The sequence below is a fragment of the Capsulimonas corticalis genome, from assembly GCF_003574315.2.
In the GTDB taxonomy this organism is placed as follows: Bacteria; Armatimonadota; Armatimonadia; order Armatimonadales; family Capsulimonadaceae; genus Capsulimonas; species Capsulimonas corticalis.
The window spans coordinates 1,206,984-1,230,078 of the sequence record NZ_AP025739.1 but is presented as its reverse complement, the minus strand read 5'-3'; the positions used below and the strand labels follow the sequence as shown (position 1 = coordinate 1,230,078).

Sequence of the window (23,095 nt, the reverse complement as noted above, 5' to 3'; positions counted from 1 at the left end):
GTTCACGTTATGAGTAACTTCCGTCAACGCTTCCCATCCCTACTGTTTTGCGGCGCGCTGTTTGCCGCCTCCGCTCTCCATGGCGCGGCGCAGGCCGCGCCGAATCCCGTCGTGGCGCCCGGCGCCCGGTTCACGGTGATCACTCCCGAATGTATTCGCATTGAGTACGCCGCCGACGGCAAATTCGTGGATGAACGATCGCTGTTCGCCGTTGAGCGCAAGGCGCGGTACAACGGCTTCCAGCTTTCGAAGTCGGGAGATTCCGAGACGATCGACACGGGCGCGATCCGCCTGACCTATACGCCGGACGGCAAGCCGCTAGGGCCGGGCAATCTCTCGGCGAAGATCAAGACCGACAAGGGGTACGCCGATTGGACGCCCGGCGCGGCGAATCCCGGCAACCTCGGCGGCACGATCCGCACGCTGGATCAGGTCAAAGGGCCGGTGGATTTGGGGGAGGGCCTGCTGTCGCGCGACGGCTGGTATGTGATCGACGATTCGCGCACGCCCTTATTGACCTCGGACTGGGTGCGCTCACGACCCAGGGAGAATGGGACCGACTGGTACCTGTTCGGATACGGGAGCGACTACAAGGGCGCCCTCAAATCCCTGGTGACCATCGGCGGCGCCGCGCCGCTGCCCCGGCGTTACGCGATGGGCCTCTGGTACTCCCGCTACTGGCCCTTCAGCTCCGATGAGTACCACGCCGTCGTGCAGGAATACACGCAGCACGACTTCCCGCTCGACAATATCGTCATGGATATGGACTGGCATCGCGACGGCTGGACGGGCTGGTCCTGGAACAATAAATTGATCCCCGATCCCAAAGGGCTGCTTTCCTGGTTCCACCAGCAGGGCCTGCATGTGACGCTCAATATGCATCCCGCCGACGGCGTCGCGCCCTACGAGGATCAGTACGCTCCCTTTATGAAGGCGATGGGCGAAGATCCGGCGCAGCAGAAGAACCTGCCGTTCGACGCGGGCAGTAAGAAGTACATGGACGCCTTCTTTACGCAGGTGCTCGCGCCGCTGGAGAACGACGGGGTCGACTTCTGGTGGCTGGACTGGCAGCAGTATCCCTACACACGCTCCGTTCCGGACCTGACCAATCTCTTCTGGATGAATGAGCTTCTGTACAAGCGCACCGAGCACGCCAGCGAGCGCGGGGTTTCCCTGAGCCGCTGGGCGGGGTGGGGCGACCATCGCCACCCGATCCAGTTCTCCGGCGACGCCGATACCGGCTGGGCGATGCTGGGCTTTGAGGTTCCGTTCACGTCCACGGCGGGCAACGTCGGCTGCTACTACTGGTCGCACGATATCGGCGGCCATATGGGCGGCCGCAATGAAGAATCCTACACCCGCTGGTGTCAGTTCGGCGCGACCACGGCGGCGCTGCGCTCGCACTCCACGCGCGACGCCGCCACGGATCGCCGGCCCTGGAACTATCCGAAGTGGGCCGAAGACTCCATGCGCGTCAGCTTCCACCTGCGCTCCGAGATGCTTCCCTACATTTACTCCAGCGCGCGTGAGACCTACAGCACCGGCGTGTCGCTGAATCGGCCGCTCTATCTGGAGTATCCCGGCGAAGAAAAAGCCTACCACAACGGGCAGGAGTATCTGCTGGGCGATAATATCCTGGCCGCGCCGATCGCCATGCCCGGCGTCGGGCCGGGTCGCGTTGGCCGTCAGAGCGTCTGGTTCCCGAAGGGCGCGACCTGGTACAACACCTTTACGGGCGAGCAGTACGAGGGCGGCGCTGAAAAAGTCGTCTCGGCGGATATCAACGAATTCCCTCTGTACGCGCGCGGCGGCGTCCCGATCCCCATGCAGCCCTATGCGGCGCGTCCGGCCACCACGCCGCTGACCACGCTGCGCGTGCGCTGCTACCCCGGCGAGGACGGCAAGGCCGGCTCGTATACGCTCTATGAGGACGACGGCGACAGCCAGAAGTACGCGGCGGGAGCCTACGCCGCCACCCCGCTGAGCTATGTGCGCCATGGCGACTGGGTGACGGTGACGATCGGCGCCGCGAAGGGGCGCTACAGCGGTCAGCCCGACCAGCGCGCGTACTCGATCGAGCTCCCGAATACGCGCAAGGCGACCGAGGCGACCGTGAACGGCCAGCGAGCCGCCGCGCTTTACGACACTAACCTGTGCGTGACGCATATCAACACGCCGCCATACCCCATCGGCAAGATGGTCAAGATCGTCGTGCACGCCGCCGCCGTGGATCCGACCGCCCTGAGCGCGTTGGCGCAAAGCCGCCGCGTGGAGGGGGTCGCCGGCGAGGCGGCGCGCGGCAAGACCTGGAAGGAAGTCCTGGACGGGACGAGCGGCCTGACGGACGCCCAAAAAGAAGCGCTGCTGGCGCTCGGCGGCGTGGCGATCATGCACCGCTACCATGAGGCGGCGTTTTCCGGGCCGCGACACTGGGATTATTATGAGCTGGGCGGGGAAGTCGCGGACCTCACGTCCCGATCGCCGTACGAGCCGCGCGTCAGCTTCCAAATCGACGGGACCGACTATAAGCTGCCACTGGGGCCCGCGATCGCCGAGCCGAACAACGTGGCGCTAAAGGCGCATGCGACCGCCAGCTCGTCGGAAGATGGACACACGCCCGCCGGCGCGATCGACGGCGTCGCCGACGGGTATCCGTCGGCTCCAGCCGCCGAGTGGTCCTCGGGCGAAGAAACCGTGGGCGCGACGCTGACTCTTACCTGGGACACGCCGCAGACCGTCGGCCAGATCGCGCTGTACGACCGGCCCAACACGACCGATCAGGTGACCTCGGGCGTGATCACGTTCAGCGACGGAAGCACGCTCGATGTCGGCGCCCTGCCGGACGATGGAATCGCGCCGCTGACGCTGAACTTCCCGGCCAAGACGATCACTTCGCTCACGTTTAAGGTCACGGGCGTCAAGGCGAGCACGCAGCACACCGGCCTCGCCGAGATCGTGGTGCGCCGAGCGGGATAAAGACCGCTTCCAGGCTGCTTATCCGCAATGGGCGGCGTCATCGGGTATTCTCTGCGCGAGGATTCCCAATGACGCCGCCATTCGACGATAAAATCTCCCCCAAACATTCCCTGGCCGCCGGCGACCGCGCTCCCGACTTCACGGCGACGACCGCCACGGGAGAAACCGTGCGCCTGAGCGAGCGCCTGGCGCGCGGCGCTGTCGTGCTGTTCTTCTATCCCAAGGACGATTCCGTGGTGTGCACCGCCGAGGCGTGCGCGTTTCGGGACAGCTATGAGGCGTTCACGGCGGCGGGCGCCGAGGTGATCGGGATCAGCCGGGGCGACGGCGAAACGCACCGGCGGTTTGCGGAGAAGAATCGCCTGCCTTTTTTGCTGCTCAGCGACGAGGACGGAGCGATCCGCCGGCTTTACGGAGTGCGCAATGTGCTGGGCGTGATTCCCGGGCGCGTGACATTCGTCATCGGCAAGGACGGCGTTGTGCGGCAGGTCTTCGAGTCGCTATTAGAAGGACAAAAACACGTCACTGAAGCGCTGAAGACTCTGCAAAACAGCCCGCTGGAGTAGTTCCGCGCACGAATCGCCGGCCGCGAAATTCTCCTGGTTTTTCGATCCAATTGCCCGATGGCGGGCGAGGATACGGATTCCGGCGCCCCCCGGTTCCCGTGTTTTTGCCTATTTGCGAAATATTTCACAAGACTCCGGGGAGTCGCCTTGACATGGGCTTTTGGGCGACTGTATAATATTAGGGTGTCAAATAGCCCGCGATATGGGAGGGCGACAATTTGGAAAGCATTTGGACTTTGCTCGTGGCGGGAGCGGCGATGGGACTGGTAACGCTGATCGGGTTTGTTTGGGGGGTTCGTAACGGAGCCTTCGAAAACGCCGAGGACGCCAAGTACATCGTATTTCGCGACGAAGACGACGATTAGTGAATCGTGAGCGCGATTGCGTCAATCACGCGAAATTTTAGACCGAGCGTGTTAGGATTCGAGGTTCGACCATGGCCGTGAACTACGACCGCGAAAAGCAGGAGCTGACGCGGCGCAACTTTGTCTCTTTGAGTGGATGGGGAATCGCCGGAATCGCGACTTTGGGCGCCGCCGGCGTCTTCGGCCGCTTCTTCTGGCCGAACGTGCAGTACGGCCCGCCATCCAAATTCACCATTGGTAAGGCGAGCGGATACACCGACGGCGTCAAGCAGAATATCGCCGACCAGAAGGTGACGATCGTCAAGCATGGTTCGCAGCTGGGCGCCATTTCGATGGTTTGCCAGCACCTGGGCTGCACCGTTGCGGCGTCCGCGACCGGCTTCGACTGTCCGTGTCACGGCTCCAAGTACGACGACATGGGCAACGTGACCCACGGTCCCGCGCAGATCGCCTTGTACTGGTTCGACATCAGCCTGACGCCGAGCGGCGACCTGGAAGTCGACAAGTCCAAGAAGAACGACCCGGGACATTACTATAACATTGTTTAAATCGGGAATCGCTGTTTTGCCGACAAGCGGCCGCGCCGGAACGCAGACTGTCAGCGTCCGGCGCTGTTTCACGAATACCGCATTCTGCAAGATTACGGCCGGCGGCCAGATTGAGGCCGGCGGCGCATTGAAAAAGGAAAGGCGCGCGATATGAGCGTCAAGTTAGTCAAACCGGAGGGCGGCTCCGTCCCGCCGTCCGGCGGGCGGCGACCCGGGCAGCCTGGAATGCTCGCGCGCATCAACCGCGCGATCTACCGCCAGGCCCCCGAAGTCTGGGACAACCTTCGTCCCGCGACCCTCGGACACAATATCTACAAGTCGATCTATCGCACGACGGCCTTCCCGAAGACCGAGCGCGAGCGTTCGGAAGCGTTCTTCAACTCGTTCCTGCTGCACATCCAGCCGGCCAAGATTGAAAAGCACGCCCTGCGCTTCACGTATACGTTTGGCCTCGGCCTGCTTTCGATGTATCTGTTCCTGCTGCTGACGATCTCCGGCCTGATGCTGATGTTCGTCTACGTTCCCAGCACCGAACAGGCGTACAGCCGAATGCTGGACCTGCGCTCCGCGGTCTCCTTCGGCGGCATCCTGCGCGGCATGCACTTCTGGTCCGCCAACGCAATGATCGCGGTGGTGTTCTTCCATATGTGCCGCGTCTTCTATACGGGAGCCTATAAGCCGCCGCGTGAGTTCAACTGGGTCGTCGGCGTCATCCTGATGGTTCTGACCCTGGTTCTGGGCTTTACGGGTTACTTGCTGCCGTGGGATCAGCTGGCCTTCTGGGCCATCACCGTCGGCGCGGGTATCGCGGGCAAGGCGAACTGGGTTTCGGATCACATCAATGCGCTGGCTCCGCCCAACGCGCCGAAGATGCCCGCCATCGGCGATCTGATGCGCTGGGGCCTGCTCGGATCGGACGTCGTCGGCCAGGAGGCGCTCATCCGCTTCTACGTGCTGCACGTCGCGGTCCTGCCGGTCATCCTGACGGGATTCATCGTTTACCACATGTGGCGCATCCGCAAGGACGGCGGGATCTCAAGCCCCAAGGAATCCCCGGAATAACTTATGAAACGAGTTCGTGAAGAAGAGATATTTCCGCGTAACCCTAACAAGACCTATGGCTTGATGGAGCTGGTCAAAGGGTCCTCCACGCGCGTCGATCGCGGTCCGGACGACATGGTTTCGTCCTGGCCCCACCTGCTGATCCGCGAAGCGGCGCTCTTTGCCGGCTGCTTCGCCGCGATGCTGGCGCTGGCGGTGTTCTTCCCGCCGCCGCTGGAGGCGCCCGCGAACCCGCTGCGTCCCCCGAACCCGGCGAAAGCGCCCTGGTACTTCCTGGGACTGCAGGAGCTGGTCGCGTATGACGCCTTCTGGGGCGGTCTGGGAATTCCCGGACTTGTCGTCGTCGCGCTGATGGCTATTCCCTATGTCGACCGTCACCACAGCGGAATCGGGCGCTGGTTCGCCAAGAGCCGTCGCACCGCCACCACGCTCTGGACGATGTATGTCGTCGTCGTGATCGTTCTGATCATTATCGGCGTTTACTTCCGCGGCCCGAACTGGGCCTGGTTCTGGCCCGGCGAAATGCCGAAGGAAGTTCAATAGTTTCGGTCTTTCACACCCAAGAACGACGCGCGCATAGCGAAAAAGATAGGTATTGTTTCCCATGTCTATGGTGACGAAGTTCGTGCTGTGGAGCCTTGTGCTCCTGGCGCTCGTCGGTATCACCGGCTCCCGCGCTCTCTGGAACAATCAGAACTCCGATAGCAAGGACTTTACGTACTGGCAAGGCCAGTACAAGGACGTTGCGGAGGCGCTGGCGACAGACCCCGCAGTCAAGCAGGCGACGCGCGACAGCGTGATTGAAGTCAAGCAGGTGACGGTCGGCCAGTTCACGGTGACGGAGCAGGACGGAACCACGCAGCAGCGTGTCGACCGCTGCCAGTCGTGCCATGTCGGCCTGCTCAATCCGCAGATGACGGCCGAGAACATCATCAAGATCATCGATCACACGACGGTCTCGACGGAAGATCTGCCGAAGTATCTCGAAGAGCACCCCGACACGCTGCGCGTCATCAAGACGATCGGCGCGCACCCGGGCATCTCGGTTGAGGGCGACCAGCCCCGCGATCTGGGCGTCATCCATGGCGACAAGTTCACATATGGCGTCGCGACCGAAAAGAGCCTGACACCGTCGGATCTTACGGACTATGATGCTCAGAAAACAAATCTGAAGCTGCATCCGTTCCCGACCTTCGGCTGCACCACGTGCCATTATGGTTCGGGACGCGAGCTGATCGAGAAGAACGCGCATGGCGACCCGGAGCACTGGCTGAGCCCGATGCTCGCGGCCAAGTACATGGACGCCGCGTGCGCCCAGTGCCACGCGCAGTATGACAACAAGGACTTCTCGATTGCGTACCTGCCGGCGATGACGACGATTGCGCGCGGCGAGAAGCTCTTCCGCGACAAGGCGTGTTACGGCTGCCATAAGATCGAGGGCCTTTCCAAGGGCAATATCGGACCGGAGCTGACCTACGAAGGCCGCAGCACCATTCCGGAAGCCGTCGAGCATCAGCTGTGGGATCCGCGTTATAAAACGGCGGCCTGCGTGATGCCCTACTTCTTCGCCGCCCGCCAGCACAACACGGACGATCCAGACCGGGAAGCCGACATCGTCGATCCGCGCTCGCAGCAGATCACGCCCGCGAAGATCGAGAACGCAGACGTCGTCGACACGCTGAAGACGCACGGGTATATTCCCGACGCCGCGGCGCAGCAGGACGTGGACGCGCTGGTGACGTTCGTCATCTCGCAAACGGGAAACAACTACGCGGCCAGCGCATCGAGCCGAATGACGGAGATCGCGTCTTACAACACCGCGAAGCCGGAAGATGTGCCCGTATCGATCGAGACCGGTAAGAAGCTGTTCGAATCGAGCGGCTGCTACGCCTGTCACTATATTGGGGATCCGAACTTCAAGGGCGAATCCTCGAAGGATCCGGCCGGCAAGGGCGGCGTCGCCGGACCGCAGCTGACCTGGGAAGGCTCGCGCCACTCCGTGCAGTGGCTCACGGCGCACTATGAGAACCCGCAGGCGTTCGTGCCTTCGTCGATCATGCCGATCTTCCCGTTCTCGGACTCCCAGCGCAAGGCGCTTTCGCTCTACGATCAGTCTCTGCGGCCGGCGGGAACGACGACCGTCGGCGAAGAAGTGGATATGCCCACCGGCGAGCTGAAGGCGAAGGGCGCTCAGACGCCCGACATCGCCACGATGACGCGATAATCAACTCTCAGAGCGGCGGAGCGCGCCAAGGTATTTGGCGCGCCCGAACCGCCGATTAGCGAAGGAATATTCAAGACATGGCAGAAGACACGAACCCCACGGCTCGCGTGGAGACCGCCAAACCGACGGATGGAACGCAGATCCCGGACGAAGATGCGGGCGGCTTCCATTACTACAGCGGCGGCGACGTTAAAGAGCTCGCAGACACGCGCGTCAGCCCATGGCTGTGGGGCTTCTGGACGATCGTTTTGATCGGCGCTGTCAGCCTGGGCCTCGCCTTTGGCGCGCTCGGCCCGCACTCCGGACGCGCGTACAGGCCCGTCGGCGGCAGCGCCGCCGAACGCGCCAAGATCCAGGCCGACCTGGACCAGCGCGGCGCCTATCCCGTCAGCGTAATCAACCTGGCGGCGATCGATCTGCCGCAGGGCGTGACGCTGAAGTCGGCGATCTCCGACGGCGAAGGTATCTACCAGAACAAGTGCTTTGGCTGCCACGGTCCTAACCAGGACGGCAACGGCGCGAACGCCGCGTCGCTGAACCCCAAGCCGCGCAACCTGCGCGACGCGCCGTTCATGCAGTCCATGTCCTACCAGCGCATCAACACCTCCATCCACAAGGGCGTGCCGGGAACGGCGATGCCGCGATGGGAAGGAACGCTGAGCGATGACGAGATCAAGGAAGTGATCGCCTACGTTTGGAGCCTGAGCGCTCCGAAGGCGGCGACGGCCGCGCCGGACGCCACGGCGGGAGCGCTGGCTCCCGGCGCTGGCGGCGCCGCGGAATATACGGGCGGCAGCCAGCAGGTGAGCCCAAAGCCGATCACGCCCTCGATCAATGGCGACGTGACCGCGCACACGACCACGGCGCCGCCGTCCGCTTCCGGACAGCCGTCCGCTCCGGACGCCGCGTCTCAGCCTTCGTCGCAGACCACCGGAACCGGTCCGCAGTCTGTTTCGCCGATCCCAAACAATCCGGCGAACGCGGACGGAACCGGTCCGAACCTTCAGTCGCCCGCGCCCGTCGCTCAGCCGGCTCCCGCTTCCAGCGGACCGTCTGCCGGCGCCGGCGCTCCGGCCGCGACTCACTAAGGTGCGGTCCATCGAGAAAAGGTAAGAAAGATGGCTATCGAACAAATCAAAGCGATGCAGCCTTCGGCTCCGCCGGAGCGACTGCAGCATGAAGATACCGCAGTCAAATGGGCGCTGTGGGTCGGCCTCGGATACCTGATCATGTTCGGCACGCTCGGTGTGATTACCGCCGTGAAGTTTGTGATCCCCGACCTCTTCTACTCCGTGCAGTGGATGTCTTGGTCGCGTATCCGTCCCGCGCACGTCCAGGGAATGATCTTCGGCTGGCTGCTGCCGATCTATATGTCGATGTTCTACTATATGGTCCCACGTCTTTGCGGAACCAAGCTTTATAGTGAAAAGCTGGGCAAGGCGACCTCGATCGTCTGGGCGATCGGCATTCTGATCGCGACCTACTGCCTGCTGAATCCGATGAACACGACCAACATCTTCCTGATGACCAAGGGCAAGGAGTACGAAGAGTATCCTCTCGTCTCCAACGTCTTCCTCTTGGTCGGCTGGGTGATGCTGATGTGGAACCTCTGCAATACGTTCGCGCGCCGAACGTACACGCAGATGTACGCCGCTCTCTGGTACGTGATGGGATGTCTGCTCTGGACCGCCTTTGTGTACGTGATCGGCAACTGGCCCTCGCAGCTCTTCAGCACGGACGGCGTCGGCGGTTTCAGCGGTCTGAACGACGCGAACATCAACTGGTTCTACGGCCATAGCGTCGTCGGCCTGATCGCGACGCCCGGCGGCCTGGGACTGGCCTACTACTTCCTGCCGAAGGCCGCGAACTCGCCGCTCTACAGCCACAAGCTTTCGCTGATCGGTTTCTGGACCCTGGGTGCCATCTACATCTGGAACGGCGCGCACCACATGATCTATGGCCCGATCCCGTACTGGCTGCAGACGGTGGCGACGATCTTCTCGTTCCTGCTGTTCATCCCGGTTCTGTCGGTCGTGACCAACTTCTTCGGAACAATTCGGGGCGAGTGGCACCAGCTGCGCACCAACGTTCCGCTGAAGTTCATCATCGCGGGTACGGTGTTCTACTTCCTGGTTAGCTCGCAGGGCTCCTTCCAGGCGCTGCGCTCGCTGAGCGCGGTGGTCCACTTCACCGACTACATCATCGGCCACTCGCACATGGCGCTCTTCGGCACATTTACGTTCTACGCTTACGCCGCCGTGTACTACGCCATTCCGCGCGCTTACAAGAAGCCGCTGTACTCGGAAGGGATCGCCGACTGGCACTTCTGGCTGTCGTTCCTGGGCTTCATCGTGTTCAGCGCCGCGCTCTGGGTCGGCGGCTATGCGCAGGGCCAGATGTGGAACGATCCGAACATTCCGTTCATCGAGACGGTGAACTTTATGAAGCCGTTCTGGCACGCTCGCGCCGGCGGCGGCGCCGCGATGCTGCTGGGAATGATCCTGTTCGTCTGGAACATTTACAAGACCGCGACCGTGCCGGCCCCGCCGGCAAGCGAAGATGAGATCCGTGTCGCCGAAGGCCGCGGCGCGGCCGCCGCGCAGGCGAACTCGTAAAGATAGAGCACCTATGAACCTACCTACCGCTGAACGAAGCGCGCTGAAGACGGGACTGGGAGTGGGACTGACCTTTGTGGTCGGTCTCACCTTCACCATGCTCATCCCGTCCTTCAATGAAAACTGGTCGCTCAACACACTGAACCCGGCCGGAGATCAGGCGCACTACCATAACCCTTACACGCCGCAGCAGCTGCGCGGCCGTCTGATTTACCAGCGCGAGGGATGCGTCTACTGCCACACGCAGCAGATCCGCCCGCTCGAAGGCGAGATCAAGCGCTACTCGATCGGCACCTCGCTGGCGATCCCCGCCAACGAGCGTGAATATGTGTACGACCGCCCGCACTTCCTGGGAACGCGCCGTATCGGCCCGGACCTCTCGCGCGAAGGCGGTAAGTACAGCGACGACTGGCATTACTCGCACTTCTACTATCCGCGTCAGATGGTGCCCGGCTCGATCATGCCCGCCTTCACCTGGCTCTTTAAGGACCACGAAGGCACGCCGGTCCCCACTGCGGACGCCCGCGACCTCGTCGCCTACGTCCAGACGCTGGGCTTCGAGCGCGAAGTCTACGATCCCAAGACCTACACCGCCGCCAATGGACACGCGGACGGCTGGGGACCGTGGCTCAAGCCGCAGGATCGACAGGCCAGCCAGCAGCTCGGCGAGAACGCGGTCAACCGCATCACGCCCGGCGAGGATCACAGCCCGGTGCGCGGCGGCGGCGAAGGCAAGACGCCCGCCGATATCACCACCAAGCCGTAACGACCGAATATTCGAAAACGATAATCGGCAAGCAAACAGCCGGCGATTGAAATCGCCGGCTGTCTGCTTACCGATTTGTTTTGTTTGGGGCGCTATGCTCGGATTTCTTTTCTTGGCGGATGGCAGCAGGTTTTCTCTTTTCCCAGCGCGTTATTCGCGCAGCCAGGGGAGTTCCGGCAGCATGCTGTCGTTTTCAATCACCAGAGTCGTTCCCGTGGGGCCGGTCATTAGCCACAGTCGGTCGGCCGTTTTTAAGATAAAGCTGAATCCGCATCCCATGGTGCCGGCGGTCGTGTAGCCGCACTCCAGGGTGGCGCGGGGCAGATTGATCAGCGAAATCCCCGTGCCTTTATCCTCGATCCAGACTTGAACCAATTTTCCCGGCGTATAGTAGGCGCGCCCAAAGCCGCCCTGGCCGTGGACGACGGCGTTCATGGACGCCTCGCCGGCGGCGGTGATCAGGTCCTGCCAGCGCTCTTCCGGCAGACCGCAGGTGATCGCGGCCTCGCGAACCAGGTGTCGCATCTCCGGGATCCCGCCAATCGATTGGAGAGAGACGTAACCCCCGTAGGAGCCTAATTGCGCCGGCAGCTCCTGGCGCGTGTGGCAAAGCCGCAGCTTGCCGTCCGTGGCGCTGGAAAGCACGTCGCGCAGGAAGGAGCGTTCGCGCTCCACGGCGTCGCGCACTTCGCGCAGGAGGCGAGAGTTCTCCTCTTCGGCCCGGCGCTGCTCGGTGACGTCGTTACAGACCACCACATAGTGCGAAAGACGCCCTTCGATGTCGCGCACCGGCGAGAAGGTCAGCTCGTTGAAGAACGAGGAGCCGTCCTTGCGATAGTTGCGCAGCACCTGATGGCATTCCATCTCTTCCTTCAGACATCGGGCGATCTCGCTGACCGTCTCCGGATCGCTCTCCGCTCCGACCAGGATCCGGAAGCTGTGTCCCAGGATCTCGTTGTTGTCATAGCCCGTCAGGCGCTCGAAGGCGCGGTTACAGTAGATGATCGGAAAATCGGCGCCCACGGCGCAGATGATAATGCCGTTGTTCGCCGAGGCAATCGCGCGATCGCGCAGGCGCAGCGCTTCGACGGCATTTTTTGCCTGGAGCTCGGACTGATAGAAACGCAGCGTGCTGCGCAGGCTGCGATTGATGTATGAGCTGGTGGCGATATCCTTGGGCAGATAATCGGCGGCGCCCGCTTTCATGAGTTCGCGCACGATCTGTTCGTCGCCATGGCCGCTGAGCACGATGACCGGGGTATCGATATTCTGTTCGCGAAGCTTCTCCAGCAGCGCCAGCGCCGTGCCGTCCGCGAGCTGATAGTCCAGGAAAATGCAGTCAAACCGATGCGCGTCGACTTCCGCGAGCATTGCGGCGCAGCTGTCGACTTCGGTTATCCGTGATGAGGCTTCGCCGGTCTTCAAGGCGCGGCGCACCATCCTTCGGTCCACCGCATCATCGTCAACGATCAAAATTCTCAGATTGTCGTGCGCCGTAAGCGGCGCGCTCATCGCCATAATGCCTCTCCAATGTGCGGCTTTTCGCGATGGATCTCCATCACAACGAAAAGCGATCGTTTGTAGTATTCCAACATTATCGACAATGTAACCCTCTCACCCCGGATAAACGCAAAAAAGCCCGCTCCATCGCGTTTGGCGATCGAGCGGGCTTCTCCGAATGGCGTGTCAGACGGTTTTCGTCACTTTTTCCAATCCGCGCGGCGCGTCGGGATCGAGTCCCTTCGCGAGCGAGAGCCAGTAGGCGAAGAGCTGGCCGGCGACGGCGTAGACCATCGGGCTGACCCATTCGGCGACGGACGCGGGGATGCGCACGGCGGTCTCGCTGCTGGCGAGGAACGCCGCGTCATGCGCGAAGGAGATCAGCGCGGGATGCTGCTGGCGCAGCTTCTCGCCAAGCTCCGCCATCGCGGAGAACGCCTTGCCGTCCGGCGCGAACAGCAGGCAGGGGAAACCGCTGTTGACCTGCGCGATTGGGCCATGCTGGAACGCGGCGGCCGAGTAGGATTTGGCGCTGATATAGGACGTTTCGGTGATTTTGAGCGCGGTCTCGGCGGCGGTGCAGTGGTTGTAACCGCGTCCGATGATGACGCAGCCTGTCATCGCCTTGTACTTCTCGACCAGCTGGTGCAGCGCTTCGTCCATCCCGAGCGATTTCTCCATCGCGTCGGCGGCGCGCTGGAGGTAGACCAGGCGTTCCGGATGGGTCTCGTCGAGCGCGGTTGAGAGCAGGGCGATGAGCGCGAGCGACCCCGTGTAAGTTTTGGTGGCCGCGATTCCCTTTTCCTCGCCCGCGCCGATGGTCAGAACATGCTCCGAAGCCTCGGCCAGCGCGGAAGTGGGCTCATTGGTGATACAGGCGGTGAGGGCGCCGGACTGGCGCGCGCATTTGAGGACTTCAATGACGTCGGGCGCGGCGCCGGATTGCGAGATGCCCAGGACAAACGCCTGCGGTCCCAGCTTCGGGACGGTGTCGTAAACCGTGACGACGGACGGCGCGGCGATGGCTGTCGGCAGGCCATGCTGGATCTCCAGCACGTACTTGCAGTAGACGGCGGCGTTGTCGGAGGTGCCGCGGGCGGCGATATAAGCGAAGGCGACATTGCGACGCTTAATTTCCGCCGCGAGGGCTTCGACTTGATGAAATTCGCGGTCGATGATATTACGGACGACGTCCGGCTGCTCCCGGATCTCGTCCAGCATGTGCGACATAGTTGTTCCCTTAATGTGACGCCAAGCGCTCGCGCAGATCCTGAAGGAGCTGCGGGGGCGCGGGACGATTGTTGTAAACGATCCCCAACGGAACGTGCGGTTTGGGAATACCGTGGAAGTCCGATCCGCCTGTGACCAAAAGATGGTTTTCCGAAGCGATCTTTAAGAAGCGCTCCGTCTGCGCGGGGCTGTGCTGAGAGTAGTAAGCTTCAATGCCGTCCATCTTGGCGTCCGCCGCCAAACTTGCGATCCGCGCCGCGAGAGCCCCGTCGTTCAGCGGCACGAGGCCGGGGTGCGCCATGACGGCGAGGCCGCCCGCGCCGTGAATCAACGCGACCGCGTCGCGCGGCGTCAGAACTTCTTTGGGCTGATACAAAGGCTTCCCGGTCGCCAAAAATCGGTCGAACGCATCCTGCACGGAGTTGACGATCCCCTTTTTCAGCAGCGCCCGCGCGAAGTGCGGCCGGGCGATCACCTCGGCGTCCTCGCCGGCTTCCGCGCGCACGTCGTCCATGGTGACGGGGAGACCGAGCTCCGCCATCTTCGCCGCCATTTCCTCATTGCGCCGCGCGCGGCTGGCGCGCAGGCGCACGAGCGCGCCGGCGAAGGCTTCATTTTCCGGATCGAACAAGTAGCCCAGGAGATGGAAGCGCCCGCCTTCGTCCTCCACCGAGAGTTCGACGCCGGGAACGAGGTCCAGGTTCCGCTTCCGCGCGGCGATTTGCGCCTCGGCAAGCCCGCCAATGGTATCATGGTCGGTGACCGCCAGCGCCTGCAAACCCAGATCCGCCGCCTTGTCGACAAGCTCCGTCGGGGTCAGGCTTCCATCCGACGCCGTGGTGTGGGCGTGCAGGTCGATTCCATCTTGAAAATTCGTCATTTGCGTTCCTATTATGGGCCTTGCGGGGTGGGGAAGTCAAGTGAATCGCGCCGCCGTGAAGCGCTTAAACGGGAACTGAACCATCAAGAGACCAAACTCATCCCACGCGTCACACGGATCCTTGGAGACGCCGCGAAAAAGACTCCTTCAGGGAGCGTCAAAAAGGCGGCCGGAGACTTCAAATCGCCGGCCGCCTTTCTTCGTAACGCCATGGGTTTTAGCTTGCGCCGCCGGTGGCCCGGATATTTTGCCCCGTGACCCAGCGCCCGGCGTCGCTCGCCAGGAACGCGACGACGTCGGCAATGTCCTCCGGCTGTCCTAAACGTCCCAGGGGAATGCTCTGCGACACATCCGTGCGGTACTCTTCCGGCACGACCTTACGCAGCAAGTCCGTCTCCGTCATTCCCGGCGAAACGGTATTGACCGTGATCCCGCGCGGCCCCAGTTCTTTCGCCGCCGACATCGCGAATTGCTCGATCGCGCCCTTTGTTCCCGCATACAAACCCGCCTGTGGAACGCCGACAATCGTCACCCCGCTGGAGATATTGACGATCCGCGCGCCCGGCTCCATTACCTTCGCCGCCTCCTGCATAGCGAAGAAGACGCCTTTGACATTCAAGTCAAAGAGCATATCGAATGTTTCCTCCGTCATCTCGGTGATCGGCCCAAACAGCGCGTCGCCCGCATTGTTGACCAGAATATCGAGCCGTCCAAACTTTTCTTTCGCCTCCGCAAACAGTTTTCGTACATCAGAAACCAAACTGATGTTTGCCTTCGCCGCCGCCGCCGTCCCGCCCTTCGCCGCGATTCCCGCGACCACTTCCCGCGCCGCCTCTTCATTGCGCGCATAGTTGACGACCACCGCCGCGCCGTCCGCCGCGAGCCGCTCCGCGATGGCCCTGCCGATCCCGCGCGACGCGCCCGTGACGATGGCGACTTTGCCGGCGAGGGGGAGTTGGGGGTTGTTGCTCATAAGGGTGATCCTTTGGGTTCTTGGATGGAGATCTTTCTTATTATAGCCGCTCTCGATGGATTTTCGTTGTCCTGAAAGACGCCCGTAAATTCCCCGGTTATGAAACCCGGGTCTGTGAGCGGCAAGAGCCGCTAACCACCCAGGGGGTACCCGGCGCCGGACGCAAATGCCGGTGGTCGATCACAAACTCCTCCGTCCGGCACGGACGGTTAGGGCGACGCCCTCCCAGACCCGGGTTTCATAACCGGGGAATTATGGGTGTGGTTTCATGGACGAAATATCTTAGAAAACAGTAGTCAATTGTCTTTACGCACACGCGAGAGAATCTCAAAAAAATATTTTCAAATCTCTATTGACAATCCCCAAACTCCCGTGGTAAAGTAGCTCACGTCGGGCAGGAAAGAACGCCGAGCAGGCTTGCAAAGGCCGCTGGGGCGCCGCCCGGAAAGAAACTCATGAAATACGGCTACGATCCCAATTTCATATCCATGTCACAAGGCTTAAACGTCATCGCAGTGGTCAGCCCACTGCGTCATCACGGAGCAGAGGAAGGTTTGAACAGGCCATAGCGCTTCAAACCTGAGAGCACACGAGAACACGTTCTCGAAAGCGCCCGCCTCTGCACATAACTGCCGAGGCAGGCGCTTTTTGTTTTTTGACGGCCTGAAATTTTTACGGCGATCCGCCGATACTGCTGAGCAGACGCCCGGCGAAAATCGATAAGATTAGCAACTGACCCGAAAACTGACCAACTACCAAGATTAGGACGGCTCGATGGCAACGACATCCAAAAATCTGAATACCGGCTCATGGCGGACGCTCAGCGCGTTTGCGCCGTTGTTTGCCGACGCGTCGGATTTCGCCGTCGTCTTGTGGCTGGGCGGCTCGTCGTCTCAGGGCATGGGCTGTGAGGGCATGGCCGGCGATTCCAATTTGGGCGGCGTCCTGTTGGATTTCCAAATACCCGGATCGCCCGAAGATCGCCCGGAAGTCAAAGTCAGTCATCGCAATAACTATCAAACCGAATACGGCCCGCCGATCGTCTCAACCCGGGATGCGCTCAAACGCATCCCAAACTGAGAAGCATCCCATACGAGGATGAGACGATCGGTCCCAGGCCAAGAGCCAGGGACCGATTTTTTATTGTCCGGTCAGAAATTGGAAAGGAGGAAGACGTGAAACGCAAATCCCGCAAACGCATCGTGGGGTCGTAGCTCAGGTGGTAGAGCAGCCGCCTTTTAAGCGGCTCGTCGCAGGTTCAAATCCTGTCGGCCCCACCAAGAAATTCGAAAATCAGTACGCATCGTGGCCTCGTCGTTTATGGGTTAGGATTGATCTCTTTCACAGATCGGGAGCGGGTTCGAGTCCCGCCGAGGCTACCAAAAAACAAGAACGACGCAATATGGGTTGGAGGCAGATACGGGTCGCTGCGCTTGTCTGTAAAACAAGTCCCTCACGGGTTGTGGGTTCGAATCCCACCTGACCCACCAGCAGAGAACACGTCGTTTTGGAACGAAGATCGGAGGACAGGGATGTCCACTTTAGTTGTTGAAGTTTGCGAGATCGATGAAGTCAGCCCGCATCACAACGCTGATGCGCTGGAGCTGGCGCAGATCAAAGGATGGCAGTGCGTGGTTCCGAAGGGCAAATACGCGGCGGGGGATTTAGTGACCTATATTCCCATCGACGCCATGATCCCGGCGGAGCACTCGGATCGCTGGGGAATCACCCAGTATCTGAGCAAAGGCCGCGTTCGGTGCGCCCGTCTTCGCAGTGAGCCGAGCTTCGGCGTGATCGTCGAGCGGGAGGACCCTCGCTGGGAGCTCGGGACCGACGTCGCGGAGCACTACGGCGTCACCAAGTACGAGCCGCCGGTGAGCTTCTGGGCGCAGAGGACCGACGCGCTAGCGCCGCATCCTCTCTTTGAGGAGTACACGGATGTCGAGAACCTGCGCAACTACCCGGACGTTCTGGCCGCCGGCGAGGACGTGGTGGTGACGGAGAAGATCCATGGGACCAACTCGCGTATCGGCATCGTTGAGGGCGAGTGGATGGCCGGCTCCCGGCAAGTGCGCCGCGAGCGTCCGGAAAATCTGGCGCACAGCGTCTACTGGGCGCCCGCGCTGATCCCGGAAGTCGTCTCGCTGCTGGAGCACTTCGCGCAGGACCATCGTCAGGTGGTTCTCTACGGCGAGATCTTCGGGAGCAAAGTGCAGAGCCTGCACTACGGCGCATCGGGCGCCGGCGGGTTTCAAGCTTTCGACCTGATGATCGACGGTCACTATCTGAATGCGTTTGAGTTCCGGCAAGTCTGCGCGAGCTTCGGCGTCGCAATGGTCCCGGTCCTCTACGAAGGGCCGTACGCGCTGGGAATCATCAAGGCGCTCTCCGAGGGAAACACCACCCTCGGCGCGGAGCACATCCGCGAAGGCGTCGTGGTGAAGCCGATCGCGGAGCGGCGCGACCCGAAAGTCGGTCGTGTCTGCATGAAGTACATCGGAGACCCGTACTTGTTCGCGAAAAACGTGACGGATAGTCGGGACGTGTGAGGAGGGGAGAGGGGAGGCCCTCACCCCCCGGCCCCCTCTCCCAATTTTGGGAGAGGGGGAGTCGGAATAGGAGTGAGATTTTTGATCTCTAAAAACAAAACTCTTGCTCCCCTTCTCCCAGAATTGGGAGAACCGGGTACCCGCTTGCGGGTGGCGGGGATGAGGGCCTCCAATTCTAAAAATCTCGGGGCGTAGTGAAGTGGCATAACAGAAAGTTTGGGACTTTCCATCGCAGGTTCGATTCCTGTCGCCCCGACCAGAAAACTTATGGCGTTCGTAGACGAGTGGTCAAGTCGTCAGTCTGTGACACTGAAGAACGCGGGTTCAAATCCCGCCGGGCGCCCCAAATTTTGCATTGTTGTTAGATCCGTGGGTCGGTATCCAAGCGGCTGAAGGGAGTAGTCTCCAAAACTACCGGCAGCAATGCCCGCGTGGGTTCAAATCCTACCCGGCCCGCCAATTCTGACAATAAGAAGATGTTCGATACGCCGTCTTAGCTCAGTGGTAGAGCGGGGGTTTGAAGAACCTCGCGCCGGCGGTTCAAATCCGTCAGACGGCGCCATTTTTATAAAGATCTGCGAAAGTCGTCCAATGGTAGGACGCCAGCACGCCATGCTGATGATGGGAGTTCGATTCTCCTCTTTCGCTCCATGCCCGATGGGCAAAAAGACCGCATTGATGCGGCAAGTTCGGATGGGTAAGAAAATCTATCCGAAAGGAGGACACGCGGATGGAAATGATTGCGGGAGTACCGGTGTGGGGAGACCCTGTCGACGAAGGCGCGATGCTGCAAATTATGAACTGTTCAAAAGATGCGGCTCACGTGGCGCTGATGGCGGACCATCACAAGGGCTACGCGGTTCCCATCGGCGGCGTGGTCGCCTACGAGGATAAGATCAGCCCGTCCGGGGTGGGTTTTGACATTGGCTGCGGCAACAAAGCCGCGCGTCTGGACATTCCGGCAAGCGAGGTTCGCCGGAAGATCAGACAGATCATGGATATGGTGTGGAGCAATTTGTCGTTCGGCGTAGGCCGCAACAACGCGACCTCCGTGGACCATGAGCTGTTTGACGACGAAACGTGGAAGCTGCACGCCGTCAAGACCCTCAAGCAGACCGCCCGGAACCAGCTGGGAACGATCGGTTCGGGAAACCACTATGTGGACCTGGGGCGCTGCGTAATGCAGCATACTATTGCTGGCTGAGCCAGCCGATACTCGGAGAAAAGTGTCGGGGCTACCCAACCAACTGATCTGCGAAAGCGGATCAGCCAACACAGCCTGTTGGGAAAGCGGAAAACAGAAGAAGGCGTTTGCGCTGTTGTTCTGCAAAGCCCGCGCGACATGGTTAGGGCTATACTGCTCGAAATCCAGCTCTCGGTGGTCTATACGTAGGCCCTGTGATACAACGCCTGTAGTCACTGATGCTCTATGCGAATGCTTAAAATGTCGGCAATCGCAATCTCCGTAGAGCAGAAGATGTGGGAAATGATCCCACGCAAGAGAGCGAACGGACACCTAAATCGCGCTATTACGTAGTATGTTGACGGAACGCAGGATGGCCTACGGGAGGCGACTCCTATGGCCACGGAGTTCCCATAGTAGTCGTAGGAGTGACGACCTACCAGGGAGAGCGGGAAAGCCGTTCACAGGGCAAAGGGGAACAGGTAACCTAATGGGCAATGCACAGAGGTACGCGGGATGCGAACAGCCGAAGATGTGTTGAACATTATCAGAGACAGAGGCCAACGAAAGTTGCCACTGGAGGATGTCTACAGACAGCTATACAATCCAGACCTGTACCTACGGGCCTATGGCAGAATCTATCGCAATGATGGAGCCATGACCCCAGGAACGACGGAAGACACTGTAGACGGAATGTCGATGGCAAGAATCAATGCCATCATCGAAGACCTTCGATACGAAAGATATCGTTGGACACCCGTGAGACGGACGCATATCCCAAAGAAAAATGGGAAAACACGACCTCTCGGCATCCCGACATGGACGGATAAATTGCTGCAAGAAGTTATGCGCTCTATATTGGAAGCATACTACGAACCGCAGTTCTCCAACCATTCACACGGCTTCCGTCCGAAACGAGGATGCCATACGGCACTCACCGCAATCGCAAGAACGTGGGTGGGCACCAAATGGTTCGTGGAAGGGGACATCAAAGGATGCTTCGACAACATCAACCATCAGATTCTGCTGGAGGTGCTGAAGAAAGACATCCATGATAACCGTTTCATCAAACTCGTTGAGGGACTGCTACAGGCAGGATATATGGAGAGATGGCATTACAACCCGACGCTGAGCGGCACACCGCAAGGTGGGGTTATTAGTCCCATACTCGCCAACATATACCTGGATCAACTGGACAAGTTTGTAGAAGCAACATTACTCCAGGAATACAACCGTGGAAACAAACGAAGGAAGAACCCTGAGTACAATCGTCTCGCGGGACGCGCCGAAACGTTACGGGCTAATGGAGACCGTCACGGAGCATCTGAGCTGTTTCATCAGTATCAGAAGCTACCATCAACGGATCAATATGACCCAAACTATCGGAGGCTACGCTATATTCGATACGCAGATGACTTCATTCTTGGCTTCGCGGGGCCACAGGAAGAAGCCGAAGAAATCAAGCAGCGCCTCAAGAGTTTTCTCAACGAAAAACTGCGTCTGGAACTCTCTGAGGAAAAGACACTGGTTACGCACACTCAAACAGGACGGGCAAGGTTCCTCGGCTATGAAATAGCAGGCCGACAGGTAAATGACAAACACGATAGCACCAGCCGTCGAACGATGTCATCCCGAATCGGACTACTAGTCCCTGTCGATGTGATAAACGACAGATGCAGCCTGTACGCCAAGAACGGCAAACCGATTCATCGCGCAGAGAGGGTCAACGATGATGACTTCACAATCATCTCTGACTATCAAAGTGAGTATCGGGGATATGTACAGTATTACCAACTGGCGGAAAACATCGCATGGCTGCAAAGACTGTATTGGTATATGCACACGTCTCTACTGAAGACCTTGGCCCACAAGCACAAGGCGACGGTAAATGCGATTGCTCAACGATACATTGCAACCATCGATACGGAGCACGGACCACGAAAAGTGATCCAGTGCATCGTACCAAGAGAAGGTAAAACGCCTCTGGAAGTCCACTTCGGCGGACTGGCCCTGAGACAAGCAGCGGGAGCAACAATCTACGATCAAACGACCCATGCCTATGTGCCGAAACGCACGGAGTTGGTAAAACGACTACTTGCGGACAAGTGCGAGATATGTGAATCTGCGGAGAAAGTGGAAGTCCACCACATCCGTAAACTTGCAGACCTCAAGGTAAAGGGACAAAAGGAGAAACCGCTTTGGATGCAAATAATGGCAGCCCGTAAGCGGAAAACCTTGGTCGTGTGCCAGAAATGCCATGATGATATCCAGTACGGGAAACCCATTCGTGCGCAGTCAAAGACATAGGTTACTGGAGAGCCGTGTGATGCGAAAGTATCCAGCACGGTTCGGAGGGGGCTTGTTGGAAAAGGAGCAGGAATGCCACCTCGCCAGCATTCCACCCTACTTCGCCGACGAGAAGGACCGGGTCTGGGTGGGAGTCCACTTTGGATCGCGGGGTCTGGGACATAAGACGGCGACTTACTTTTTGAATGCGGGCGGCGCGCAGGACGGAATGGATGTAGACCCTTTGGTGCTGCATGTCCGTTCCTCCCTGGGAGCCGATTATCTCGCCTGTATGACTCTAGCGGGCCGGTATGCCTACGCTGGACGGGACTGGGTCTGCGCGGAAGTGGCGCGTCTCCTGGGCGCGAAGATTGTGGAGGAGATTCACAATCACCATAACTACGCGTGGAAGGAGAGCCACGGCGGCCGTGATCTCTGGGTCGTTCGCAAGGGCGCCACCCCGGCCTTTCCAGGTCAGAAGGGATTTGTCGGAGGCTCAATGGGCGACAAGTCCGTCATTCTCGAAGGAGTCGAATCGGAGGAAGCGAGTCAGTCGCTTTACTCCACCGTCCACGGCGCGGGCCGTGTGATGAGCCGGACCGCCGCGCGCGGCAAAGTCAACCGGCGTACGGGAGAAGTGATCAAACCGGGCGTCGTCTCCAAGGAGATGATGCGCGAATGGGTCCAGAAAGAGCGCGTGGAGCTGCGCGGCGCGGGCACGGATGAGTCGCCGCACTGCTACAAGCGTCTCCCGGAGGTGCTGGAGCACCACAAGAACTCGATCAAGATTTTGCACACCCTCACGCCCCTCGGCGTGGCGATGGCCGGCGAGAACGAGTTCGATCCTTACAAGGACTGAGGGCCGAGGCCCTCACCCCCGGCCCCTCTCCCAAAATTGGGAGAGGGGTGTAAGAAAGCATAGGCCGTTGGCTCAGTGGCAAAGCGTCTCCGTGACATGGAGAAGATCGCGGGTTCGATTCCCGCATGGCCTACCAATAGCGCGATTATAGATTGCGATGAGATTTAACACAACAAGAAAGGAACGCCACAATGTCTGGATATGAACGACTTTATGTCCAATGCGGCCTCCAGCGCGGCAGCGTCGCGCAGGTCGCCTGGATCCCTCAGCGCCACGCGGTGATCGGCCAAAACGTCGCGCTCACCGAGCCCGACAAGAGCAAAAACGGCTGGACCGTCATTTCCGTCGGCACGGCGCTTCCGGAAGCCTATGTGATGGAGCGCAGCCGGGATTACCGTGAAACACGGCGCGCTTCGGATGTGTGAGAAGAGGGGAGGCCCTCACCCCCCGGCCCCTTCTCCCTGAATTGGGAGAACCGGGTACCCGCTTGCGGGTGGCGGGGATGAGGGCCTC

General features: G+C 60.4%; 19 protein-coding genes, 9 tRNA genes and 1 pseudogene. 25 read left to right on the top strand and 4 right to left on the bottom strand.

Going from position 1 to position 23,095, the window contains the following annotated elements; all coding sequences use genetic code 11:
• Positions 1–9 precede the first annotated feature (9 nt).
• From D5261_RS05300 to D5261_RS05255, 10 genes are all read left to right on the top strand, one after another.
• Complete coding sequence (locus tag D5261_RS05300; RefSeq protein WP_119321017.1) at positions 10–2,976, top strand: DUF7402 domain-containing protein; 2,967 nt, start codon at positions 10–12, stop codon at positions 2,974–2,976.
• 68 nt (positions 2,977–3,044) lie between these two features.
• On the top strand, positions 3,045–3,542 hold the full coding sequence (locus tag D5261_RS05295) for a peroxiredoxin (RefSeq protein ID WP_119321016.1): 498 nt from the start codon (positions 3,045–3,047) through the stop codon (positions 3,540–3,542).
• A 218-nt stretch (positions 3,543–3,760) separates the two neighbouring features.
• Positions 3,761–3,907: a cbb3-type cytochrome oxidase assembly protein CcoS gene (gene ccoS / locus D5261_RS05290; RefSeq protein ID WP_125205924.1), complete on the top strand. Its 147-nt coding sequence runs from the start codon at positions 3,761–3,763 to the stop codon at positions 3,905–3,907.
• A gap of 71 nt (positions 3,908–3,978) precedes the next feature.
• Positions 3,979–4,455, top strand: a complete 477-nt coding sequence (locus D5261_RS05285) for a QcrA and Rieske domain-containing protein (RefSeq protein WP_119321014.1) — start codon at positions 3,979–3,981, stop codon at positions 4,453–4,455.
• A gap of 150 nt (positions 4,456–4,605) precedes the next feature.
• Positions 4,606–5,517 carry a cytochrome b N-terminal domain-containing protein gene (locus D5261_RS05280; RefSeq protein ID WP_218025564.1) on the top strand — a complete coding sequence of 304 codons (912 nt, stop codon included), beginning with the start codon at positions 4,606–4,608 and terminating at the stop codon, positions 5,515–5,517.
• A gap of 3 nt (positions 5,518–5,520) precedes the next feature.
• Positions 5,521–6,060, top strand: coding sequence for a cytochrome b family protein (locus tag D5261_RS05275; RefSeq protein WP_119321013.1), 540 nt, complete (start codon positions 5,521–5,523; stop codon positions 6,058–6,060).
• A 61-nt stretch (positions 6,061–6,121) separates the two neighbouring features.
• Positions 6,122–7,741 carry a c-type cytochrome gene (locus D5261_RS05270; protein WP_119321012.1) on the top strand — a complete coding sequence of 540 codons (1,620 nt, stop codon included), beginning with the start codon at positions 6,122–6,124 and terminating at the stop codon, positions 7,739–7,741.
• Between the two features lie 77 nt (positions 7,742–7,818).
• Positions 7,819–8,829, top strand: coding sequence for a c-type cytochrome (locus tag D5261_RS05265; protein WP_119321011.1), 1,011 nt, complete (start codon positions 7,819–7,821; stop codon positions 8,827–8,829).
• Positions 8,830–8,859: 30 nt separating this feature from the next.
• Positions 8,860–10,356: a cbb3-type cytochrome c oxidase subunit I gene (locus D5261_RS05260; RefSeq protein WP_119321010.1), complete on the top strand. Its 1,497-nt coding sequence runs from the start codon at positions 8,860–8,862 to the stop codon at positions 10,354–10,356.
• Between the two features lie 13 nt (positions 10,357–10,369).
• Positions 10,370–11,122: a cbb3-type cytochrome c oxidase subunit II gene (locus D5261_RS05255; RefSeq protein WP_119321009.1), complete on the top strand. Its 753-nt coding sequence runs from the start codon at positions 10,370–10,372 to the stop codon at positions 11,120–11,122.
• 150 nt (positions 11,123–11,272) lie between these two features.
• On the opposite strand, the gene D5261_RS05250 is transcribed toward D5261_RS05255, so the two are convergent.
• From D5261_RS05250 to D5261_RS05235, 4 genes are all read right to left on the bottom strand, one after another.
• Entirely contained in the window at positions 11,273–12,640 is a 1,368-nt protein-coding gene (locus D5261_RS05250) for a response regulator (RefSeq protein WP_119321008.1), read from the bottom strand.
• 168 nt (positions 12,641–12,808) lie between these two features.
• Positions 12,809–13,852, bottom strand: a complete 1,044-nt coding sequence (locus tag D5261_RS05245; protein ID WP_119321007.1) for an SIS domain-containing protein — start codon at positions 13,850–13,852, stop codon at positions 12,809–12,811.
• A gap of 10 nt (positions 13,853–13,862) precedes the next feature.
• On the bottom strand, positions 13,863–14,732 hold the full coding sequence (locus D5261_RS05240; RefSeq protein ID WP_119321006.1) for a PHP domain-containing protein: 870 nt from the start codon (positions 14,730–14,732) through the stop codon (positions 13,863–13,865).
• Between the two features lie 217 nt (positions 14,733–14,949).
• A complete protein-coding gene (locus tag D5261_RS05235) occupies positions 14,950–15,705 on the bottom strand; it encodes a glucose 1-dehydrogenase (RefSeq protein ID WP_119321005.1) in 756 nt (251 codons plus the stop codon).
• Between the two features lie 774 nt (positions 15,706–16,479).
• Here D5261_RS05235 and D5261_RS05230 point away from each other — a divergent pair.
• The 15 genes and pseudogenes from D5261_RS05230 (at position 16,480) to D5261_RS05160 (ending at position 23,007) form a co-directional block, all read left to right on the top strand.
• On the top strand, positions 16,480–16,785 hold the full coding sequence (locus tag D5261_RS05230; RefSeq protein ID WP_119321004.1) for a hypothetical protein: 306 nt from the start codon (positions 16,480–16,482) through the stop codon (positions 16,783–16,785).
• Between the two features lie 124 nt (positions 16,786–16,909).
• Positions 16,910–16,985, top strand: a tRNA-Lys gene (locus D5261_RS05225).
• 27 nt (positions 16,986–17,012) lie between these two features.
• Positions 17,013–17,087 (top strand) — tRNA-Glu (locus D5261_RS05220).
• A gap of 22 nt (positions 17,088–17,109) precedes the next feature.
• A tRNA-Tyr gene (locus D5261_RS05215) sits at positions 17,110–17,195 on the top strand.
• A 42-nt stretch (positions 17,196–17,237) separates the two neighbouring features.
• Positions 17,238–18,254 (top strand): RNA ligase (ATP), encoded by a 1,017-nt coding sequence (locus D5261_RS05210; RefSeq protein ID WP_119321003.1) that lies wholly within the window; start codon positions 17,238–17,240, stop codon positions 18,252–18,254.
• A 185-nt stretch (positions 18,255–18,439) separates the two neighbouring features.
• Positions 18,440–18,513: transfer RNA gene (locus D5261_RS05205), tRNA-Pro, on the top strand.
• An 11-nt stretch (positions 18,514–18,524) separates the two neighbouring features.
• Positions 18,525–18,600: transfer RNA gene (locus D5261_RS05200), tRNA-His, on the top strand.
• Between the two features lie 25 nt (positions 18,601–18,625).
• Positions 18,626–18,713, top strand: a tRNA-Trp gene (locus D5261_RS05195).
• A gap of 28 nt (positions 18,714–18,741) precedes the next feature.
• Positions 18,742–18,816: transfer RNA gene (locus tag D5261_RS05190), tRNA-Phe, on the top strand.
• 15 nt (positions 18,817–18,831) lie between these two features.
• Positions 18,832–18,905: transfer RNA gene (locus D5261_RS05185), tRNA-Gly, on the top strand.
• A gap of 79 nt (positions 18,906–18,984) precedes the next feature.
• Positions 18,985–19,458, top strand: coding sequence for an RtcB family protein (locus D5261_RS05180; RefSeq protein WP_119321002.1), 474 nt, complete (start codon positions 18,985–18,987; stop codon positions 19,456–19,458).
• Between the two features lie 495 nt (positions 19,459–19,953).
• Positions 19,954–21,744, top strand: a complete 1,791-nt coding sequence (locus D5261_RS05175) for a reverse transcriptase/maturase family protein (RefSeq protein ID WP_119321001.1) — start codon at positions 19,954–19,956, stop codon at positions 21,742–21,744.
• A gap of 106 nt (positions 21,745–21,850) precedes the next feature.
• A pseudogene (locus tag D5261_RS05170) lies at positions 21,851–22,582 on the top strand (RtcB family protein); the annotation flags it as partial.
• Positions 22,583–22,643: 61 nt separating this feature from the next.
• Positions 22,644–22,718: transfer RNA gene (locus D5261_RS05165), tRNA-Val, on the top strand.
• A 55-nt stretch (positions 22,719–22,773) separates the two neighbouring features.
• Complete coding sequence (locus tag D5261_RS05160) at positions 22,774–23,007, top strand: hypothetical protein (protein WP_119321000.1); 234 nt, start codon at positions 22,774–22,776, stop codon at positions 23,005–23,007.
• Positions 23,008–23,095: the final 88 nt, after the last annotated feature.

Coding starts and splice junctions, on each gene's coding strand:
- D5261_RS05295 (WP_119321016.1), top strand. CDS start 3,045: ATGACGCCGCCATTCGACGATAAAATCTCCCCCAAACATTCCCTGGCC.
- D5261_RS05270 (WP_119321012.1), top strand. CDS start 6,122: ATGTCTATGGTGACGAAGTTCGTGCTGTGGAGCCTTGTGCTCCTGGCG.
- D5261_RS05300 (WP_119321017.1), top strand. CDS start 10: ATGAGTAACTTCCGTCAACGCTTCCCATCCCTACTGTTTTGCGGCGCG.
- D5261_RS05160 (WP_119321000.1), top strand. CDS start 22,774: ATGTCTGGATATGAACGACTTTATGTCCAATGCGGCCTCCAGCGCGGC.
- D5261_RS05275 (WP_119321013.1), top strand. CDS start 5,521: ATGAAACGAGTTCGTGAAGAAGAGATATTTCCGCGTAACCCTAACAAG.
- D5261_RS05210 (WP_119321003.1), top strand. CDS start 17,238: ATGTCCACTTTAGTTGTTGAAGTTTGCGAGATCGATGAAGTCAGCCCG.
- D5261_RS05235 (WP_119321005.1), bottom strand. CDS start 15,705: ATGAGCAACAACCCCCAACTCCCCCTCGCCGGCAAAGTCGCCATCGTC.
- D5261_RS05240 (WP_119321006.1), bottom strand. CDS start 14,732: ATGACGAATTTTCAAGATGGAATCGACCTGCACGCCCACACCACGGCG.
- D5261_RS05285 (WP_119321014.1), top strand. CDS start 3,979: ATGGCCGTGAACTACGACCGCGAAAAGCAGGAGCTGACGCGGCGCAAC.
- D5261_RS05245 (WP_119321007.1), bottom strand. CDS start 13,852: ATGTCGCACATGCTGGACGAGATCCGGGAGCAGCCGGACGTCGTCCGT.
- D5261_RS05265 (WP_119321011.1), top strand. CDS start 7,819: ATGGCAGAAGACACGAACCCCACGGCTCGCGTGGAGACCGCCAAACCG.
- D5261_RS05260 (WP_119321010.1), top strand. CDS start 8,860: ATGGCTATCGAACAAATCAAAGCGATGCAGCCTTCGGCTCCGCCGGAG.
- D5261_RS05280 (WP_218025564.1), top strand. CDS start 4,606: ATGAGCGTCAAGTTAGTCAAACCGGAGGGCGGCTCCGTCCCGCCGTCC.
- D5261_RS05230 (WP_119321004.1), top strand. CDS start 16,480: ATGGCAACGACATCCAAAAATCTGAATACCGGCTCATGGCGGACGCTC.
- D5261_RS05250 (WP_119321008.1), bottom strand. CDS start 12,640: ATGGCGATGAGCGCGCCGCTTACGGCGCACGACAATCTGAGAATTTTG.
- D5261_RS05175 (WP_119321001.1), top strand. CDS start 19,954: ATGCGAACAGCCGAAGATGTGTTGAACATTATCAGAGACAGAGGCCAA.
- D5261_RS05180 (WP_119321002.1), top strand. CDS start 18,985: ATGGAAATGATTGCGGGAGTACCGGTGTGGGGAGACCCTGTCGACGAA.
- D5261_RS05255 (WP_119321009.1), top strand. CDS start 10,370: ATGAACCTACCTACCGCTGAACGAAGCGCGCTGAAGACGGGACTGGGA.